The following is a 17840-nucleotide window of genomic DNA, read 5'->3' on the forward strand; positions in this document are numbered from 1 at the left end:
TGCCCGCATAGGGATGGTGGTCAGCTCCGGCGCGCCCTCTAGGATGCCGGGCATGGAGTGGTTCACGACGGCCCCCGATGCGCCGGGCCTGCATGCGATTCTGGCGCTCTGGGCTGTGGTCGCCATCTCGGCGGTGTTCCGGGGCTTCACCGGCTTCGGCTTCGCCATCACCGCAGTGCCGTTGCTGAGCCTGGTGGTCTCGCCGATGCGCGCGGTCGCGCTCGCGACCGGGCTGCAGATCGTGGGCGGCCTCGTCGATGTGCGAAGTGCCGCGCGCCACTGCCACTGGCCCTCCATCCGCTGGCTGGTTTGCGGCGTGGTCGTGACCTCCCCGATCGGGGCGCTGATCCTGACCTGTGTTTCGGCCGATGTGGCACGGTTGCTGGTTTCCGCGGCATGTGCCGCCGCCGTGGCGGCACTCTCCCTCGGGCTCGCCTTCCGCCACATGCCGGGTGCTGCCGGGACCGTCGCCATGGGTGGGCTCGCCGGCCTGTTCAGCGGGCTGGCCGCCATGCCCGGGCCGCCGGCGATTGTCTATTACCTCGCCTCCCCGCTTTCGCCGGTACAGGTGCGGTCATCGCTGATCGTGTTCTTCCTCTTCGCCGCCCTGGCAGCCGGCATCAGCCTCAGCCTCACCGGCGCGCTCGGCCGCATGGAGGCGCTGCTCGCACTGGTCGGCCTGCCGATTATGATCGCAGGCTCCGCCCTCGGCGCCTTCCTGTTCCGGCGCCTGGGTGGCGCGCACCGGCGCGTCAGCCTGGTCACGCTGGCGCTCGTCGCGCTCCTGACCGCGGCCAAGGGCCTGGCCGGGCTTTTGTAAGATTTGTAAGGCCATTCCGCCGGGCAGCGCGCACCGCGCCGCCCGGCCGTTGCTTCGGCATCAACGGGTCTGGATGGTCATGTAGTTCCGCACGACACCGTCAGGGCCGGGCTGCACCGTGATCGCGGATGGCTCGGGCGCCGGCGCGCCGGGCGGGCCTTCCAGAATCGCGCCGCCGCCCATGAAGGCCGCGTTCGCCTGCGGCGTACGGGGGCCGACGTCGATCGGTCCGCCCGGGGAGCGCCCCGTCCTGCTCTCACCCGTCCTCTGGCTCTCATAGGTCGACGGGGCACGGCCCGGGCGTGGCGCCGGTACGCGCTCCGCCTGTGGCATCGGCGCAGGGGCCGGGGCGTATTGAGGCGCTTGATACTGAGGCGTTGGGGCGTACTGGGGCGCCGGGGCGTATTGGCCCTGGTATTGGCCCTGGGCGAATGCCGGCACCGTGACCAGCAATGCCGTCGCCGCGAGTAGGCCGATCTTGCGCATCGGAAACTCCTTCCGTTCCGCGCCCCGTCCAAACGCGAACGCACGGGCGGGGCGGCATGGAAGGAATGCGTGCCCCAGCCCGCCGGTTGCACCCCTGCCGGCTCAGGCCACTGTGAGGAAGTGCAACACTGCGGCATTGAAGGCCGCCGGGTTCTCGATGCTCATCGCATGCGTCCCCTTCGGGATGGTGGCCCGCTTCGCGCCCGCGATCGCGGCTTCCAGCGCATCGATGATGGCGCCGAAGCGCGGCTGGCTCTCGGCGCCGCCGACCAGCAGGGTCGGCGTGCGGATCGCTGCCGCCGCCGCACGGGAATACGGCGCGCGCTGCTCGTGGACCTGGCCGAGCAAGGTGAAGGCATTGTCGCGCGCGACCTGCCGCCGCGGCTCCGGCCGCCGCTCCCAAGCGCCGGGGCCGCCGGTATGGGCCGCGAAGAGCGAGAGTCCTTCCTCGATCCGGCCGGCGCGGATGCATTCGGCAGCCGCGTTGAAGGCCGCGAGCTGCTCGCCCGGCGCCGCCACCCCATCGAAGCTGGCGTCGAGCTCCCCACCGGGCTCGGCCAGCACCAGGGCGCGCAGCAGCTCGGGATGGCTCTCGGCCACGCGGAAGGCGATATGGCCGCCGCGCGAATGGCCGAGCAGCCGCACCGGACCGGGCCCGAAGGCGCGGATCAGCGCCACGACATCCGCGACATGCTGGGCGATGGTGAAGCCGCCGCCCTGCCCATCCCAGCGCGCCGGCCAGTAGTGGCGGAGGCTCGGCGCGATGACGCGGTACTGCGCCCCGAAGCCTGCCATCTGCGGCGCCCAGTAGCGCTGATCCTGCAGCGAGCCGTGGACGAGGATCAGCGGTTCCCCGGTCCCGGCTTCGACATAGTCGATCGGGTAGTCGTTGACGGTGATGCTCGGCATGGCGCGCTCCGGTTAGGCGCGGAAGACTGCGCCCGCGCCGGGAGCGCGCCAAGCCGGCTCAGGCGGGCCGGCAGCGGCGCCGCTGTGCTGCGGCGCCCGGCAAGGCGCATGCTTGATCGGCGTGTTCACGAGCGGAAATGGGAAGCGCCGCGACGCGTGGCCGTTCAGCCCCGCGCCGGATTATGCGCGCCCCCCGCTCCGGGCGGATGCGCCGAGGCCCTGCGAGATCGCGGCCCGTGCGATCAGTGGCGCGAGGCGATGGGCCCAGAGGCGCGCCGCGGCGACATCGGCAAGAAGATCCTGGCGGATCTCCAGCAGCAGGGCCGGCACGCCCCTGCCATCGCCATGCACCGGCACGGTGTAATCCTCGTCCACCGCGATGCTGTAGGGCTCGTTATCGCCGACATGAAGCCCAAGGGCGGCGAGCCCTTCCATGATCGGCAGTGCGAAGCTCCTCGCCGCGCCGTAGAGCACGCCGGCCTCCCAGGGTCGGCGCTGTCCGTGGAAGACCGGCGTGAAGCTGTGCACGCCGATGACGCAGCAGGCGCGCGCCCGCGCCCGCCGCGCGTCGAGATGCGCTGTGACGGCGGCATGGAACGGCTCGAACAAGGTCGCTTCCCGCAGCCGGCGCATCGGCGGGTCGAGATCCCGGTTGCCGGGCACGGCCGTGTCCTCGCTCCGCTCCGGAATGGACGTCGGAACGCCCGGTGGCCGGTTGCAATCGATGACGAGGCGCGAGTAGCCGGTCAGGAACAACGGCGCGTCGAGATGGCGCGCGAGTTCCTCCGCGAGCGGCGCGGCGCCGATGTCATAAGCGATGTGGCGGCCAAGATCGGCTGCGGCCAGGCCAAGGGTGCCGAGGCAGCGTGGCATGCGATTGCTCGCATGTTCACAAAGCAGGACACAAGGCGAGGTGCCGGTCAGGTTGCGCGCGGTGAAGGCCGGCGGCTCATCGGGCTTCAGCAGCATGCGCATCGATAGATCACGACGTAGCGCCGGCCTAGCTCTTTCGGCGGCAGTTCGGCCGTTGGCACGAGCTCCTTCTCCTTCGCGGTCGGAACGCCGAGCCTCGCGCGCGCTCCCGGCACGGAGGCAAAGCTTGCGTCCGTGCCGGGGCGATGCTGGGTCAGGCCGCCGCCGGCCGGCCGACCTCCCGCAGCGCCGAAGTCGCGGCCGCGACGTCCCGCTGCACCAGACCGTGGCTCGCGGGTTGCACGACTTGCGTGACCGCGGCTCCAGCTTCGCGCATCAGCGCAGCGAGGCGCTGGCCCTCGGCCGGCGGCGCGATCGGATCGGCCATGCCACTCGACAGCAGCACCTGCCTGCCCGTCAGGTCCGGCAGCGTCGCCGGCACCAGCGGCACCATGGGCCGCAGCAGCACGGCGGCGTCGAGCAGCCGCGGATGCAGCAGCAGCAAGGCCGCCGCCATGTTGGCGCCGTTCGAGAAGCCGAGCGCCGCGCGCGGCAGGCCCGGCGCCAGCCGCGCCAGCATATCCTCCGCGAAGCCGGCGAGGTCGGCGGCGCGCGCGACGAGATCCGCCTCGTCGAAGACGCCTTCCGCGAGGCGCTGGAAGAAACGCGGCGCGCCGTGCTCCAGCACCCGTCCACGCAGGCCCATCAGCAGCGCATCCGGCGCCGCCTCGCGGCCGAGCGGGATCAGGTCCCGCTCGTCGCCGCCGGTGCCGTGCAGCAGCAGCAGCGCGAGGCGTGGGGCGACGCCATTGGCCGGCGCCTCCACCACCGTCACGTGCTCGATGAGAAGCCCGCTCACGCCACTTCCTCCTGCAGGCGCAGCACCGGCAGCGCCGCCTCGATCGCCGCGCGATGCGCCTCGTAGCGCGCCGGCAGTTGCAACGTGGCGCCGAGCGCTTCCGGTGCCTCATCCACGGCGAAGCCCGGCTGGTCGGTCGCGATCTCGAACAGCACCCCGCCCGGCTCCCGGAAATAGGTGGAGCGGAAATAGGTGCGGTCCTGCTGCGGCGTGACGCCGAGGCCCTCGGCCCGCAGCACCTTGGTCGCTTCCGCCTGCCGCGCGTCGTCAGTTACGCGGAAAGCCACGTGGTGCACGATGCCGGCGCCGAGCGCGCCGCCCGGGAAGCCCGCCACCGCGCGGATATCCACGATGCGGCCAAGCCCCTCGCCCGGATGCACGAAGCGCTGCCGGCTGCCCTCGATGGGGCCGGCGGCGTAACCCAGCACGCCGGTCAGGATCGCGGCGGTCGGTGCGATCGCATCCACCCAGAGCGTCACGCCGCGAAAGCCGCGGATCGCATGCTCCGCCGGGATCCCTTCGGCAGCTCGGCCCGGCAGCGCGGCGGCGCCGGCATCCTCCACCAGCTCGAGCCGCAGCCCGTCATGGTCGCGAAAGCCCAGCACCGTCTCGCTGAAGCGGCTCTCCGGCGCGTCGGTCGCGATGCCGAGGTCGGCGAGCCGGTCCTGCCAGAAGGCGAGCGAACCTGGCGGCACCGCGAAAGCGATCTCCTCCGCCTGGCCGCCGCCATGCCGGCCGGCACCCGCGCCGGCATAGGGGAAGAAGGTCAGGATGGTGCCGGGCGCGCCGGTCTCATCGCCGTAATAGAGGTGGTGCACGCCGGGATCGTCGAAGTTGACGGTCTGCTTCACCAGCCTGAGCCCCAACGCACCCTCGTAGAAGGCGAGGTTGCGGGAGGGGCTGCCCGCGATCGCGGTGATGTGGTGGATCCGCCCAATGGTGGTCTCGGCCATGGCCTGTCTCCGCGGCGGGGATTGGCCCGCCTGTGAACGCAGAGATGGCCGTCTCGCTGGCTTTCTGCCAATTGTCGTGGCAGATGGCCACCATCACGGTGCCGGATGGCGTGCTCAGCGCGGGAAGAAGGGGTTCTCCGGCCGCGGCAGGCCAAGATTCTCGCGGAGCGTCGCGCCCGTATACTCGGTCCGTGCCAGGCCGCGCTGCTGCAGGATCGGCACGACATCCTCGACGAACCGCTCGAACTGGCCGGGGAAAAAGGGTGGCATGATGTTGAACCCGTCCGAGGCGCCGCCCACGAACCATTCGGTCAGCGCATCCGCCACCTGCTCCGGCGTGCCCCAGACGATCCGGTGCCCGCGCGCGCCGGCGACCAGGTAATAGAGCTCGCGCAAGGTCAGGTTCTCCCGCCGCGCGAGGTCGGTCAGCAGCTTGGCACGGCTCTGGAGCTGGTCGGATTGCGGCAGGTTCGGCAACGGCCCGTCAAGGTCGTAGCCCGAGATATCGTGCCCCAGCCGGTCCGAGAGCAGCAGGATCGCCGCCGCCGGGTCGATGCCGCCCTGGAGCTGCGCATACAGCGCCTTCGCCTCCGCCTCCGTCGCGCCGATCACCGGGCAGACGCCGGGCAGGATCATCAGGTGGTCCGGGTCGCGCCCTTCCTCGGCGACCTGGCGGCGGAGCCCGTCCCGGAAGGTGCGGCCTTCATCGAAGGTCTGCTGGGCCGTGAAGACGAGATCCGCAGTACGCGCGGCCAGCCGCTGGCCGGGGCCGGAGGAGCCGGCCTGGATCACGATCGGGTGCCCCTGCGGCGGCCGCGAGACGTTGAGCGGCCCCTTCACCGAGAAATACTTGCCCTCGTGGTTCAGCGTGTGGACCCGCGCCGGGTCGACATAGACGCCGCTCGCCTTGTCCTTGAGGAAGGCGTCGTCGGCGAAGCTGTCCCAGAGGCCGCGCACCACATCGAGGAACTCCTCGGCGATCGCGTAGCGCTCGTCATGCGGCGGGTGCGTCCCCCGGCTGAAATTGGCCGAGGAGCGGGCATAGGAGGTGGTCACCGCGTTCCAGGCCGCGCGCCCGCCGCTGAGGTGGTCGAGCGAGGCGAAGACGCGCGCGACATGGAAGGGCTCGGCATAGGTCGTCGACATCGTGGCCGCCAGGCCGAGATGCTTCGTCCCCATGGCGAGCGCTGAGAGCAGGCACATCGGCTCGAGCCGCGCCACGAAGGAAGGGTGCGCGTCGGCGCTGGTGGTCAGCCCGTCGGCCAGGAAGAGCAGGTCGAACTTCCCCGCTTCGGCCGTCGCGGCGATGCGCTGGATCAGGCCGAGATTCTCGCCGCCGAACTCCGCCTCCGGATGGCGCCAGCCGGCGACGTGGTGACCGGCGCCCTGGAGAAAGAGGCCGAGGCGCATGGGCCGGGACGGTGCTGCGGTCATGGGAGGCTCACTCCAGTCTCTGGGGCCGCCGGCGACCGGCGGTGCTGCGCCGGTATGGCGCCGCCGGCCGCGGTTGCCAATGCGCCCCCCGGGGCATGGCCGGCCGCGATCATCCCGGGAAGCGGGCCCAGCGCCGCGGGCCCGCATCGCGTTCCGAAACGGAAGGTAACAGCTCATGACCAGGGTTTGAGACACTGCGGAAAACCCTGATATAGCGACGCATGGCCTTCGCCACTGCGCCGCAGCTCCCCACCGACGCCAGGCTCGAAGTCGGGCGCCCCGGGGGGCGGCGCTGGCTGTGGCTGGCGGTCGCCTGCTCGCTGCTGCTGCACGCGTTGCTGGCAGTGTTCCTGCTGTGGCACCAGCCGAGGACGCTGCCGTCGCCGGAGACCAGCCTCCCCTCCGTCGACCTGGTCTTCGACGAGGCGGCGCCCCGCACGGCGCCGGAGGAAAGCTCGGCACAGGCGCAGGCACCCTCGCCCGCCCCAGCCGTGCCGACCCCGCCGATTCCGGAAGCGGCGCCCGAGACCCCACCGGTGCCGCCGGCCGAGTTCGCCCCCCCGCCTCCGCTGCCGGAGACCGCGCCGCCACCGCCGGCACCGCCGACCGAGCTGGCGCCGCCCGCCCCGCCGCCGCCGGCACCGGAGACCCAGGCACCCGCGTTGCCGCAGCCGACCCCGCTGCCACCGCCTTTGCCGGCACCACCCGATATCGACGCGCTGCCGCTGCCCCCACCGCCGCCCCCGGCCCCGCCGCAGCCGCGGCCGACGGCGCCACCGCGTGCTACCCCGGCGCCGACGCCGCGGCCGCCCTTCGATGGTGCGCTGATGCTGCCCCGCGCGCCCAGTTTCCCCACCGCGCGCCCGGCACCGCAGCAGCAGGCCAGCCCTGCGCAGCCGCGGCGCCAGGGGCTGGACTTCTCGGTCGGGCCGCAGGCGCTGCAACGCCCCCCCTCGCCCAGCCCGGCCGTGCGGCAGAATGACAACGTGGCTGGCGCCGCGCTCCAGATCACCGGGGCGCAACTCGGCGCCGATTGGCGTGCGGCCTTCCAGGCATGGTTACAGCGCAATGGCTATTACCCGCCCGAGGCCGCCCGCAACGGGGAAGACGGGCCGGTCACCGTCCGCTTCGATGTCGACCGTGACGGCCGTGTCCGCTCGCTGCGGCTGATCTATGCCTCCGGCTCACGCCTGCTCGACATGGCGACCACGGGGCTGCTGCGGGACCGCACCATCCCCCCCTTCCCGCCCGGCACCCAGGGGGGCGACACCGCGACCATCACGCTGACGATCAACTACATCCTGATCCGGCGGTGACGCCCCGTCCGACGGTGACGCCCCCTGGGCAAGGGTGGCGTGCCGTGGGATGACCTGCGGGAAGAGCAACCACATCCAGGGACAGAAACGCCGTGAGCGCGACGCAGACCGCACCGAAGCCCCGTGGCCGCCAGTTCTTCGCCAATCCGGGGCCGACGAACATCCCGGACTCCGTGCTGCTGGCCTGTGCCCACCAAACGGTCGACTTCAACGACAGCAATTTCATCGAGGTCTACGACGCCTGTGTCGCCGGTCTGAAGCGCGTCCTGAAGACCGAGCAGACCGTCTTCCTCTACACCGGCTCCGGCCATGCCGCCTGGGAGGCGAGCCTGGTCAACCTGCTCTCCACCGGCGACACGGTGCTGATCCTGGAAAGCGGGCATTTCTCCATCTCCTGGGGGAAGATGGCGCAGGATCTCGGGATCGAGGTGCAAAGCGTCGCCGCCGACTGGCGCCGCGGCGTCGACATGGCGGCAGTCCGCGCGGCACTCGCGGCCGACACCGCGCGCACCATCAAGGCGGTCTGCGTCGTCCACAACGAGACCGCGACCGGCATGATGATCCCGGTGCCGGAGGTGCGCGCCGCGCTCGATGCCGCCGGCCATCCGGCGCTGCTGCTGGCCGACACCATCTCCTCCCTGGGCTCGCTCGACTTCCGCATGGATGAATGGGGCGTCGATGCCGCGGTCGGCGGCAGCCAGAAGGGGCTGATGCTGCCGACCGGCATGAGCTTCACCGGCGTCTCCGCCAAGGCGCTGGAGGCGCACAAGAGCTCGAAGCTGCCGAAGCATTATTTCCACTGGACCAACATGCTGCAGCGGCCGCTCAAGAGCTTCCTCGGCACGGTGCCGGTCTCGTTCTTCTACGGGCTGCAGGAATCGCTCCGGCTGATCGAGCAGGAGGAAGGGCTCGAGAACGTCTTCGCCCGCCATTCCCGCCTGGCCCGCGCGGTGCGCGCCGCGGTGCAGCACTGGTCGGGCAACAACGGTCCGCAGCTCTTCTGCCTCAATCCCGGCCGCTATTCCGATAGCGTGACCGCGGTGCTGATGCCGGAGGGGCTCAATGCCGATGCGCTCCGCCAGGTGGCGCTGAAGCGCTTCAACCTCTCGCTCGGCGGCGGGCTCGGGCCGCTCGGGGGCAAGGTGTTCCGCATCGGGCATCTCGGCGACCTGAACGAGCCGATGATCCTCGGCACCCTCGCGACCGTGGAGCTCGCGATGCAGGTCGCCGGCGTGCCGCACACGCCGGGCGGCATCGCGGCCGCGATCGCCTCCCTCGCCGCGGCCTGAACGACGCAGCGCGGGGGAGCAGGCTCCCCCGCGCTCGCTCTACTTCAGGACGAAATCCTTCAGCACCTCCGGCTTGAAGGCGAGCCCGTGGCCCGGCGTCTCCGGCGCGGTGATCATCCCGTTCTCGATCTTCGGACGCGATACCCAGAGGTCGTCCAGCAGCCCCATCTGCTCCGCCCAGATCCCGTTCGGGATGCTGGCCAACAGATGCACGTTCAGCTCCGGGAAGAGATGCGGCGCGATCGTCATGCCCCAGGTCTCGGCGACGGTCGCGATCTTGCGCAGCTCGGTCAGGCCGCCACGCATCGGGTCGGGCTGCAGGATCGGCAGGCGGGGATTCTCGAGGAAGGGCTTCAGGTCGGCGCGGCCGAAATGCGTCTCGCCGCCGACCACGCGCATGTCGAGCGCCTCCGCGCAACGGAGATAGCCGGCATAGTCGTCCGGCAGCACCGGCTCCTCCAGCCAGTAGACATCGTATGCCTCGAACTTGCGGCCCATCTGGATCGCGACATCGGCGCTCCAGCCCATGTTCACGTCGATCATGATCTCGATGTCGGGCCCGACCGCCTCGCGCATGCGGCGGACATTGTCGAGGTCGGTGCGCAGATCACCGACATGCGCGACCTGCATCTTGATCGCCTTGTAGCCTTGCCCGACGAAGTACTTCGCCTTGGCGATCATCCCGTCGCCGCGGGAGCCGCGGAAGCAGCCGCTGCCATAGATCGGGATCTGCGACCGGTAATGGCCCCAGAGCCGATGCAACGGCAGACCCGCGGCCTTCCCGACCACATCCCAGAGCGCGATGTCGATCGCCGACTGCGCCATCATCGCGACGCCGCCGCGCCCGGCCGTCAGGGTGGCACGCCATAGATCCTGCCAGATCCCCTCGACCGCCGTGGCGTCGCGGCCGATGACGCGCGGCGCCAACGCCTCCTGAATGCAGGCGTCGATGGTGCGCTGGAGGGGGAGGTTCAGCAGGTGCAGGTAGCCCATGCCGGTCAGGCCGGACGCGGTGACGACCTCGACGACCACCAGATCCCGCGTCGCGCCCAGCGCATGGCCGGCCAGCCAGGGATCATCCGCCCAGGGGAGTTGCAACAGGGTGGTGCGCAGCTCGCGGATCGTCAGATCGGCCATCGGTCGTTCCTCAGTTTCTATGGCCGAAGCCTGCGCGCGCCCCGCCGCGCGGGCAACCCCTCGGGCCGACGACTGGAGAGCTTCGCCACCCCTCGCTAGACTGCGCGGATGAGCAGCTTCACCGGCGTCTTCCCCTACCTCGTCTCCCCCATCGCCCCCGATGGCCGCGTGCTGGAAGCCGAGCTGCGGCGGCTGGTCGATCACCTGATCGCCGCCGGCGTGCATGGGCTGACGCCGCTCGGCAGCACAGGGGAATTCGCCTATCTCGACTGGACGCAGCGCCGCCGCATCGTCGAGATCGTGGTGGAGCAGGCCGCGCGCCGGGTGCCCGTGGTCGCCGGCGTCGCCGCCACCACGACGGCCGAGGCGGTGCGCCAGGCGCAGGAATTCGCGTCGGTCGGCGCCGACGGCATCCTCGCGATCCTCGAAGCCTATTTCCCGGTGAGCGAGGCAGGCGTCATCGCCTATTTCACTGCGGTCGCCGACGCCACCGAGCTGCCGGTGGTGCTCTACACCAATCCGAACTTCCAGCGCTCCGACCTCTCGCTGCCGGCGATCGAGACGCTGTCGCGGCATCCGCGCATCGGGCTGATCAAGGATGCTTCCACCAACACCGGGCGGCTGCTCTCCATCCTCAACCGCACCGAGGGGCGGATGCAGGTCTTCGCGGCGTCGGCGCATATCCCGGCGGCGGTGATGATGATCGGCGGCAAGGGCTGGATGGCCGGTCCCGCCTGCGCCATCCCCCGCGAGAGCGTGCGGCTCTACGAGCTCTGCCGCGCCGGGCAATGGGATGCGGCGATGACCTTGCAGCGCGCGCTCTGGCGGGTGAACGAGCTGTTCGCCGCGCATTCCCTCGCCGCCTGCATCAAGGGTGCGCTGCAGATCCAGGGGTTTGGCGTGGGCGATCCGTTGCCGCCGCAGGCGCCGCTCTCGCCCGAGGGGCGCCGCGCGGTGGAGGCGGCGCTGCGGCTTGCCGCCGAGGCGCTGGCCGCCGCGCCGGAAGCCTGACGCCGCTCACATCACCAGGGGACGGCGGTATTTGCTGCTGACCGTCTCCGGCCGGATCAGGCCGCCGGCCAGCGCCATGGTCCAGTAGCCGATATCGGCCAGGTGCACGATCGTGCATTCCAGGCTGCGGACCAGCAGCTCGCCTTCGCCGCTATGGGCGCCGGCGATATGCGCGACCGATTCCGGCAGCCCCGCGCTGAGGCAGAGATGCACGCCATAGGCCGGGTGGCGGATCGAGGGCAGACCGTTGGCGCGCGGCGCCGCCTCCCACCGCCTCCGGTTCTCCGGGTCGAATTCCCAGGGCTTGCCGACATCGTGGCAAAGGCCGCCGGCCACCACGACGTCCTGATCGATCGCCATGTCCGGGTTCGAGGCCGCCATCTCCTGCGCCATGCGCATCGCCAAGCGGGTCACACCGCGGATATGGTCGGTCTGGTCGCCGCGGATCAGCGTCATCGAGCCCGGGTTGCCCGAAGGCGGGATCTCCCGAATGGAGCGGAAGGAACTGCGGGAGAGCGCCAGCACCCAGGCCTCGATCACCCCCTGCCGCAGCGCGGCATCGGCGATCGCCTCGACCTCGGGCAGCTCTTCCTTGATCCGCGTGCGCAGCGCGTCGTTCGGTTCGTGTGGCATCGTCTTCTCCCCGCTCTTTCCGACAAGCGATCGCACGCCTAGGCTCTTCGGCAAAGAGTGGGGGACGGCCAATGCGTCGTGAGTTCCTGAAAAGCCTCGTTGTTGCGGGGGGCCTGACGCGGCTGTCGGCCCCTGCGCTGGCGCAGACCGGCGGCTATCCGTCGCGGTCGCTGCGCATGATCGTGCCCTTCGCGGCCGGCGGCGCCGCCGATGTGGTGGCGCGGCTGATGGCACGCGGCATGGGCGAGGCGCTCGGCCAGCCCGTGGTGGTGGAGAACCGCGGCGGTTCCGGCGGCGTGCTGGGGTCGGAGGTGGCGCTCGCGGCGCCGGCGGATGGCTACACCATCGTCTTCCACACCCTGTCCTCCGCCGTCCTGAACGCCGGCCTCTATCGCAACCTCTCCTTCGATGTGCGCCGCGCCTTCCTGCCGGTCTCCCTGGTCGGGCTGGTGCCCAATGTCGTGCTGGTGAACGCGAACTCCCCGGCGCGGACGCTGCAGGCGCTGATCGCGCTGCTGAAGGCCAATCCCGGCCGCCTCACCTATGCCTCCTCGGGCAACGGCACCATCACGCACCTCTCGGCACATCTGCTGCTGAGCCTGACCGGCACCCAGGCCCTGCACATCCCCTATCGCGGCTCCGGCCCGGCCTTGCAGGACGTGGCGGCCGGAACCACGGACATGATGGTCGACACCATGGCGGGGGTGCTCGGCCTGGTGCAGGGCGGCCAGCTCCGCGCGCTCGCGCTGACCACGCGCACCCGCAGCCCGGCCCTGCCCGATGTGCCGACCGCGGCCGAGGCCGGGCTGCCCGGCTACGAGACCTACAATTGGCACGCCATCTACGCGACCCAGAACACGCCCGCGCCGGTGGTGGCGCGGCTGGAGCAGGCGGCGCGGGACGCAGTGCGGTCCCCCGCCATCCGCCAGCGGCTGGAACAGGTGGGCGTCGAGCCGGATGGCGGCAGCGCCGCCGAGCTCGAGCGCTTCTGGGATGCGCAGATGGCGCTCTGGATCCCGATCATCCGCGCCTCCGGCGCGACGGCAGACTAGAGCGTGATGAGTTGCGGCGGAATCGCCGAAAAGTCTGGATCACGCGATCCAACAAAGGGCTGGAGCATGATGCGTGAGCGCTTGCGAGCGCATCATGCTCCAGAACCGAGGCCCGCCCGACGGGCGGGCCTCGGTCGGGATCACCGCTCCGCCGTGCGGATCGCGGCGGGGCCGCCGCCCACCGGGATACGCTGCCGGGTGTCGGTCAGGCGGGTGCCGTCGAAGCGGAAGACCGCCAGGTTTCGGTCCGCCATGTTCTGCACCACCACGGTGCGGCCGTCGCGCGAGAAGACCACGCCCTGCGCCCAGGCGCCGATCGGGGCCTGGGTGATGCGGCGGAGGCGGCCGCCCTCGATGCGCAGGATCACGAGCTGCGCGGTACCGAGCAGCGGGTGCCCCGGCGGGCGGGCCGAGCCGTTGTGGATGGTCACCGCGACATGCCGGTTGTCGGGGCTGACCTGGATGCCCTCCGGCGTCGGGCCAACGCTGATCGTATCCGCCGTCAGCAGCGGTTCGCGCCTGAGGTCGATGAGGCTGACAGTGTCCGCATCGCCGGTGCCGCGGCCGATATTGGCGACCACGGCCCATTGCCCGTTCGGCGTGATTCCCATCCCATAGGGACGGACACCGACGGTGATGTCGCGATCCGTCTTGGTCACAGTCTCGCCGTCGATCGCGAGGACCGAGACGCGGCTGTCGGTGTCGCCATCCCGGGTGACGAGGGCGCGTCGGCCATCGGGCGTGAACTGCACATGCGACGGGCCGGAATTCGCTGGGCCGATGGTCACGGTCGAGACCGGGGCGAGCTGGCCGTCCCGGAACCGGAAGACGCTGACCGACCCGGCATTGCGGTTGGCGACCAGAACCAGTGTGCCGGCGCGGTTGACGGAGACGCCGGAGGGTCCGGCACCGGCTTCCACCGTCTGCACCACGCGTGGTGGATTGGCGCGGATATCGATCAGCGAGACGCGATTGTCGGGGATGGTCTTTGTGGGATCGCCGGGATCGATCCGCTGCGCGGAAGTGACGATGGCGAAGCGCTCATCGGGCGTCACGGCGACGCCGGTCGGTGGGCCGACGACGGAATGCGGCACCTGCACCTCGCCCAGCGCGCGCGGGCGGGCGCCGCCGAGGTCGACGACGGTGACGGTATCGGGCGGCGGATTGGCGACGACGGTGTTCACGCCGTTCACCAGGCGCTGCTTGTTGTCGTTGCCAGAAACCGCGATCTGCGCCGACGCCGCGCCACAGCCGAGCGTCAGCGCCAGCGCGGCGCCGGTGAGGAGCCTAGCCTTCATCTGTGTTCCCTCCCGAGGGTCTTGCGTGCCCTCGGCGCTCACTCTGGGCGCCCAGGCCGCGGGCGCGCAAGCACGGGTCCTATCCGCGGCCGCACCACCCCCGGCGCGGCGTGTGGCCATCATAGGATCGCGCCAGCCCGGCCCGGATCAGCAGTTGCGCCACATCCCGGCCCTGGCGATCCCGCACCACCGCGAGGCGCCGTCGGTAGCGATCCCGCCCATGCGATTCCAAGCGCACGCCGCCGGCGACGATCTGGCGCAACCGCTCGGTCGCGGCGCGCGCCAGCCGTATCTCCCGCGGGCATCGCCCATGGATCTCCGGCGCATCGAGGCCGATCACCCGCACCCGCTGTCCGCCGCAGCGCAGCGTATCGCCATCGACGGCGCGGCAACGGGATTGCGCCGCCGCGGGCGTGGCGAGGAGCAGGACGGCGATCAGCGGGAGAATCAGGCGCAGGACCATGCGAGCGCTATCGCCGCCGGCGCGACGCGGCACAAATCACGTCCCGCGTGATCCCCGCGCCGCCCGCTGCGCATCCGCCCCTTGCGGGCTCCCCGGCGACTGCCTAGCTTGGCGGCATGACGACGCACATCCGATCCGCGAATTGGTGGTGGCCCCTTTCATAAGGCGGCCCGCGTCATCCTGTTTCCCCATGGCCGCCTTGGAGTTCCGGGCGGCCATTATCATGTTCTGATGCGGCGACACCTCCCCGGACTCCCAGGCAGCGCAGCCCGGAGTGTCCGATGCAGAGCGCTTCCCCGATCACGAGTTTCCAGACCCAGGGCGGGCTGACCGTCCGCCGGCAGGTCCTGGACCAGCCCCATGGCAACGCCCTCGAAGCGCTCGCCGGCAGGCTGGACCGGCAGCGCGGCGTGCTGCTCTCCTCCTCCTTCGAGTTTCCCGGCCGCTATATCCGCTGGGACCTCGGCTTCGCCGATCCGCCGCTCATGATCTCGGCCGTCAAGCAGGGAATGACGCTGCGTGCGCTGAATGCGCGCGGGGAGCTGTTGCTGGACTTCATCACCCCCGCCCTGCGGCAGATGCCGGAGCTGGAGGCGCTGGAGATCAGCCCCGGCGCGGTGGCGGTCAGCATCCGCCCATCCGCCGAGCGCTTCGCCGAGGAGGAGCGCAGCCGCCAGCCTTCGGTCTTCTCCCTGCTGCGGCGGCTGCGGGATCTGTTCGGCGCCGCCCAGGACCCGCATCTCGGGCTCTATGGGGCTTTCGGCTATGATCTGGTGTTCCAGTTCGAGCCGATGCCGCTGCGCCTGCCACGGGCGGCGGACCAGCGCGACCTGGTGCTCTATCTGCCGGATGAGGTGCTGGTGGTGGACCACATGCGCGGCACCACCACGCTGCACCGCTATGATTTCGAGGTGGCGGGGCGATCCACCGACGCCCTGCCGCGCGAGACGCCGCCCGATCCCTACCGATCCGGCCGGAACGCCGCACCGGCCGAGAGCGACTACGCCGCCGGCGAGTACGCCGCGATGGTGCAGCGTGCCCGCCGCGCCTTCGCGCGCGGCGATCTCTATGAGGTCGTGCTCGGCCAGACCTTCGCCAGCACCTGCGCGGATGCGCCGAGCGCCGTCTTCGAGCGACTGCGGCGGGTCAATCCTTCACCCTATGGCGCGCTGATGAACCTCGGAGACGGCGAGTTCCTGATCGCGGCCTCGCCGGAGATGTTCGTCCGCGTCGAAGGCCGGCGCATCGAGACCTGCCCGATCGCCGGCACCATCCGGCGCGGCGCCGACGCGCTGGAGGATGCGGAGAACATCCGCAGCCTGCTCAACTCCGCGAAGGAGGAGAGCGAGCTGACGATGTGCACCGATGTGGACCGCAACGACAAATCCCGCGTCTGCGTGCCCGGCAGCGTGCGGATCATCGGCCGGCGACAGATCGAGATGTATTCGCGCCTGATCCACACCGTGGACCATGTCGAAGGCATCCTGCTGCCGGAGCGGGATGCGCTAGACGGCTTCCTCTCCCATGCCTGGGCGGTGACGGTGACCGGCGCCCCCAAGAGCTGGGCGATCCGGCATATCGAAGCGGAAGAGCGTTCCGCCCGCCGCTGGTATGGCGGCGCCATCGGCCGCATCGGCTTCGATGGCAACATGAACACCGGCCTGACCCTGCGCACCATCCGGCTGAAGGAAGGCATCGCGGAGGTGCGCGCCGGCGCCACCCTGCTGCACGACAGCGACCCGGAGGCGGAGGAGGCGGAGTGCCGCCTGAAGGCCAGCGCGATGTTCACCGCCATCCGCGGCGCGCCGCCGCCCGCCACCCTGCCGCTGCCTGCGGCACCGGCAGGGTGCGGCGCGCAGGCGCAGGTGCTGCTGGTCGATCATGAGGACAGCTTCACCCACACGCTGGCAGGCTATCTGCGGGCGGTCGGCGCCACGGTGCGGACGCTGCGGCCGGCGCTGGCGCGGGCGGAGCTCCGCGAAGGCCAGGCGCCGCATCTCGTGCTGCTGTCGCCCGGCCCCGGCAGGCCGGCGGACTTCGCCATGTCGGAGACGCTGGACCTTGTCCTGCGCCGCGACCTGCCGACCTTCGGCGTCTGCCTGGGGCTGCAGGGCATCATAGAGCATTTCGGCGGCGCGCTCGACGTGCTGGCGGAGCCGATGCACGGCAAGCCATCGCTGGTGCGCAACCTCGGCGGACGGTTGCTTGCGGAGCTGCCGGAGCGCTTCACCGTCGGGCGCTACCACTCCCTGCACGCCCGTCGCGTGGCCCTGCCGCCGGCGCTACGGGCGACTGCGGAGACCGAGGACGGCGTCATCATGGCGATCGAACATCGCGAGCGACCGATCGCGGCGGTGCAGTTCCATCCGGAATCGCTGCTGACCGACCCGGCGCGCATCGGCATGCCGCTGCTGGCTGGCCTGCTGCGGCCGCGGGCCGCGGGCTGAGCAAGGAGGTGGGCGGGCCCGGCGGGGCCCGCCCTGGTGCGTCAGCGGAGCAGGCCGCCGACGACGCCGTTCACGGTGTTCACCACGGGGGTGACCAGGCCGCCCACCGGCTGCGGCAGCGCCGCGGCGACGCCCGACAGCGTGCCGGTGACCGCGGTGCCAAGCGCCGCGGTGCCGGGCACGCCGCCCGGCGCAGTGCCGCCGCCGCCGAGCAATCCGCCGACCACCGGCAGGCCGCCCAGTACTGGCGCCAGCGTGCCCACCACCGGCAGCGAGCCGAGCGGCGGCGTGCCGCCCGGCGCGGTGCCACCGCCGCCGAGCAATCCGCCGACCAGCGGCAGTGAGCCGAGCGGCGGCGTACCGCCGCTGCCGCTGCCGCCGAGCAGCGGACCGACCACTGGCAGGCCGCCCAGCAGCGGCCCGACCACCGGCAAGCCGCCGGTGCCCCCGCCGCCCACGATCGGCAGGTTGCTGACCAGTGGCAGGCTGCCGAGCAGGGTGCCGTTGCCGACCGTCGGCAGGAGATTGGCGTTGACCACGCCGCCCTGGGCCTGGATGGCCTGCGGCGACAGCAGGGCAGCCGCCACCAGGGTCGGCTGGGTGCCGTTCGCGCCGCTGCCGAGCAGCGGCTGGCCGCCCACTGTCACGCGGGCCAGCGGATCGAGGATGCCGGCGAGCGTGCCGCCATTTGGCGGCGTGCCGGGCCCGACGCCGCCGAGCCCGTTGACCAGGCCCTGCACCGCGGCCTGCACGCCACCGAGCGGGTCGGAAGCGACCGAGGCCACTGGCGGCGCAGCCGCGCCGGCGGGACCGGCCGGGCC

The 17840-nt window shown here is 71.4% G+C and carries 16 protein-coding genes and 1 pseudogene; 6 read left to right on the plus strand and 11 right to left on the minus strand.

The features are described from left to right. Nucleotides 1-52: 52 nt before the first annotated feature. Complete coding sequence (locus GXW71_RS26125) at nucleotides 53-820, plus strand: sulfite exporter TauE/SafE family protein (RefSeq protein ID WP_211855639.1); 768 nt, start codon at nucleotides 53-55, stop codon at nucleotides 818-820. Nucleotides 821-880: 60 nt separating this feature from the next. Here GXW71_RS26125 and GXW71_RS26130 read toward each other — a convergent pair whose 3' ends face one another. From GXW71_RS26130 to GXW71_RS26155, 6 genes are all read right to left on the minus strand, one after another. Beyond that, nucleotides 881-1306: a hypothetical protein gene (locus GXW71_RS26130; protein WP_211855640.1), complete on the minus strand. Its 426-nt coding sequence runs from the start codon at nucleotides 1304-1306 to the stop codon at nucleotides 881-883. 102 nt (nucleotides 1307-1408) lie between these two features. Then, nucleotides 1409-2215, minus strand: a complete 807-nt coding sequence (locus tag GXW71_RS26135; protein WP_211855641.1) for an alpha/beta fold hydrolase — start codon at nucleotides 2213-2215, stop codon at nucleotides 1409-1411. A gap of 180 nt (nucleotides 2216-2395) precedes the next feature. Further along, nucleotides 2396-3190, minus strand: coding sequence for an N-formylglutamate amidohydrolase (locus tag GXW71_RS26140; protein ID WP_246526902.1), 795 nt, complete (start codon nucleotides 3188-3190; stop codon nucleotides 2396-2398). Between the two features lie 151 nt (nucleotides 3191-3341). Then, complete coding sequence (locus GXW71_RS26145) at nucleotides 3342-3986, minus strand: alpha/beta hydrolase (RefSeq protein WP_367617376.1); 645 nt, start codon at nucleotides 3984-3986, stop codon at nucleotides 3342-3344. Continuing rightward, on the minus strand, nucleotides 3983-4939 hold the full coding sequence (locus GXW71_RS26150; protein ID WP_211855642.1) for a ring-cleaving dioxygenase: 957 nt from the start codon (nucleotides 4937-4939) through the stop codon (nucleotides 3983-3985). The genes GXW71_RS26145 and GXW71_RS26150 overlap by 4 nt, the downstream gene beginning before the upstream one ends. A 114-nt stretch (nucleotides 4940-5053) precedes the next feature. Next, nucleotides 5054-6373, minus strand: a complete 1320-nt coding sequence (locus tag GXW71_RS26155; RefSeq protein WP_211855643.1) for an LLM class flavin-dependent oxidoreductase — start codon at nucleotides 6371-6373, stop codon at nucleotides 5054-5056. A gap of 221 nt (nucleotides 6374-6594) precedes the next feature. Between GXW71_RS26155 and GXW71_RS26160 the strand changes: the two genes are divergently transcribed. Together GXW71_RS26160 and GXW71_RS26165 are read left to right on the plus strand one after the other, a co-directional pair. After that, nucleotides 6595-7689, plus strand: a complete 1095-nt coding sequence (locus tag GXW71_RS26160) for a TonB family protein (RefSeq protein WP_211855644.1) — start codon at nucleotides 6595-6597, stop codon at nucleotides 7687-7689. A gap of 92 nt (nucleotides 7690-7781) precedes the next feature. Then, nucleotides 7782-8978, plus strand: a complete 1197-nt coding sequence (locus GXW71_RS26165) for a pyridoxal-phosphate-dependent aminotransferase family protein (protein WP_211855645.1) — start codon at nucleotides 7782-7784, stop codon at nucleotides 8976-8978. A gap of 39 nt (nucleotides 8979-9017) precedes the next feature. Here the strand turns inward: GXW71_RS26165 and GXW71_RS26170 are convergent, their stop codons facing one another. Further along, entirely contained in the window at nucleotides 9018-10115 is a 1098-nt protein-coding gene (locus GXW71_RS26170; RefSeq protein WP_211855646.1) for a mandelate racemase/muconate lactonizing enzyme family protein, read from the minus strand. A gap of 108 nt (nucleotides 10116-10223) precedes the next feature. Between GXW71_RS26170 and GXW71_RS26175 the strand changes: the two genes are divergently transcribed. Beyond that, nucleotides 10224-11126, plus strand: coding sequence for a dihydrodipicolinate synthase family protein (locus tag GXW71_RS26175; RefSeq protein ID WP_211855647.1), 903 nt, complete (start codon nucleotides 10224-10226; stop codon nucleotides 11124-11126). Between the two features lie 6 nt (nucleotides 11127-11132). Here GXW71_RS26175 and GXW71_RS26180 read toward each other — a convergent pair whose 3' ends face one another. Further along, entirely contained in the window at nucleotides 11133-11759 is a 627-nt protein-coding gene (locus tag GXW71_RS26180) for an HD domain-containing protein (RefSeq protein ID WP_211855648.1), read from the minus strand. Nucleotides 11760-11830: 71 nt separating this feature from the next. On the opposite strand from GXW71_RS26180, the gene GXW71_RS26185 reads away from it, so the two are divergent. Further along, on the plus strand, nucleotides 11831-12811 hold the full coding sequence (locus GXW71_RS26185; RefSeq protein ID WP_211855649.1) for a Bug family tripartite tricarboxylate transporter substrate binding protein: 981 nt from the start codon (nucleotides 11831-11833) through the stop codon (nucleotides 12809-12811). Between the two features lie 140 nt (nucleotides 12812-12951). Here the strand turns inward: GXW71_RS26185 and GXW71_RS26190 are convergent, their stop codons facing one another. After that, on the minus strand, nucleotides 12952-14109 hold the full coding sequence (locus GXW71_RS26190; RefSeq protein ID WP_211855650.1) for a lactonase family protein: 1158 nt from the start codon (nucleotides 14107-14109) through the stop codon (nucleotides 12952-12954). Nucleotides 14110-14188: 79 nt separating this feature from the next. Further along, a complete protein-coding gene (locus GXW71_RS26195; protein ID WP_211855651.1) occupies nucleotides 14189-14572 on the minus strand; it encodes a thermonuclease family protein in 384 nt (127 codons plus the stop codon). Between the two features lie 281 nt (nucleotides 14573-14853). Here GXW71_RS26195 and GXW71_RS26200 point away from each other — a divergent pair, with 281 nt between their 5' ends. Next, entirely contained in the window at nucleotides 14854-17019 is a 2166-nt protein-coding gene (locus GXW71_RS26200) for an anthranilate synthase component I (protein WP_211855652.1), read from the plus strand. A 41-nt stretch (nucleotides 17020-17060) separates the two neighbouring features. Here the strand turns inward: GXW71_RS26200 and GXW71_RS26205 are convergent. Next, nucleotides 17061-17840: pseudogene (locus GXW71_RS26205) on the minus strand (hypothetical protein); the annotation flags it as partial.

The organism is Plastoroseomonas hellenica (genome assembly GCF_018129085.1).
Classification (GTDB): Bacteria; Pseudomonadota; Alphaproteobacteria; order Acetobacterales; family Acetobacteraceae; genus Plastoroseomonas; species Plastoroseomonas hellenica.

What these genes read in the sequence shown, in the direction of transcription:
- GXW71_RS26125 (WP_211855639.1), top strand. Translation starts at nt 53, where the DNA reads ATGGAGTGGTTCACGACGGCCCCCGATGCGCCGGGCCTGCATGCGATT.
- GXW71_RS26130 (WP_211855640.1), bottom strand. Translation starts at nt 1,306, where the DNA reads ATGCGCAAGATCGGCCTACTCGCGGCGACGGCATTGCTGGTCACGGTG.
- GXW71_RS26135 (WP_211855641.1), bottom strand. Translation starts at nt 2,215, where the DNA reads ATGCCGAGCATCACCGTCAACGACTACCCGATCGACTATGTCGAAGCC.
- GXW71_RS26140 (WP_246526902.1), bottom strand. Translation starts at nt 3,190, where the DNA reads ATGCGCATGCTGCTGAAGCCCGATGAGCCGCCGGCCTTCACCGCGCGC.
- GXW71_RS26150 (WP_211855642.1), bottom strand. Translation starts at nt 4,939, where the DNA reads ATGGCCGAGACCACCATTGGGCGGATCCACCACATCACCGCGATCGCG.
- GXW71_RS26155 (WP_211855643.1), bottom strand. Translation starts at nt 6,373, where the DNA reads ATGACCGCAGCACCGTCCCGGCCCATGCGCCTCGGCCTCTTTCTCCAG.
- GXW71_RS26160 (WP_211855644.1), top strand. Translation starts at nt 6,595, where the DNA reads ATGGCCTTCGCCACTGCGCCGCAGCTCCCCACCGACGCCAGGCTCGAA.
- GXW71_RS26170 (WP_211855646.1), bottom strand. Translation starts at nt 10,115, where the DNA reads ATGGCCGATCTGACGATCCGCGAGCTGCGCACCACCCTGTTGCAACTC.
- GXW71_RS26175 (WP_211855647.1), top strand. Translation starts at nt 10,224, where the DNA reads ATGAGCAGCTTCACCGGCGTCTTCCCCTACCTCGTCTCCCCCATCGCC.
- GXW71_RS26180 (WP_211855648.1), bottom strand. Translation starts at nt 11,759, where the DNA reads ATGCCACACGAACCGAACGACGCGCTGCGCACGCGGATCAAGGAAGAG.
- GXW71_RS26185 (WP_211855649.1), top strand. Translation starts at nt 11,831, where the DNA reads ATGCGTCGTGAGTTCCTGAAAAGCCTCGTTGTTGCGGGGGGCCTGACG.
- GXW71_RS26190 (WP_211855650.1), bottom strand. Translation starts at nt 14,109, where the DNA reads ATGAAGGCTAGGCTCCTCACCGGCGCCGCGCTGGCGCTGACGCTCGGC.
- GXW71_RS26195 (WP_211855651.1), bottom strand. Translation starts at nt 14,572, where the DNA reads ATGGTCCTGCGCCTGATTCTCCCGCTGATCGCCGTCCTGCTCCTCGCC.
- GXW71_RS26200 (WP_211855652.1), top strand. Translation starts at nt 14,854, where the DNA reads ATGCAGAGCGCTTCCCCGATCACGAGTTTCCAGACCCAGGGCGGGCTG.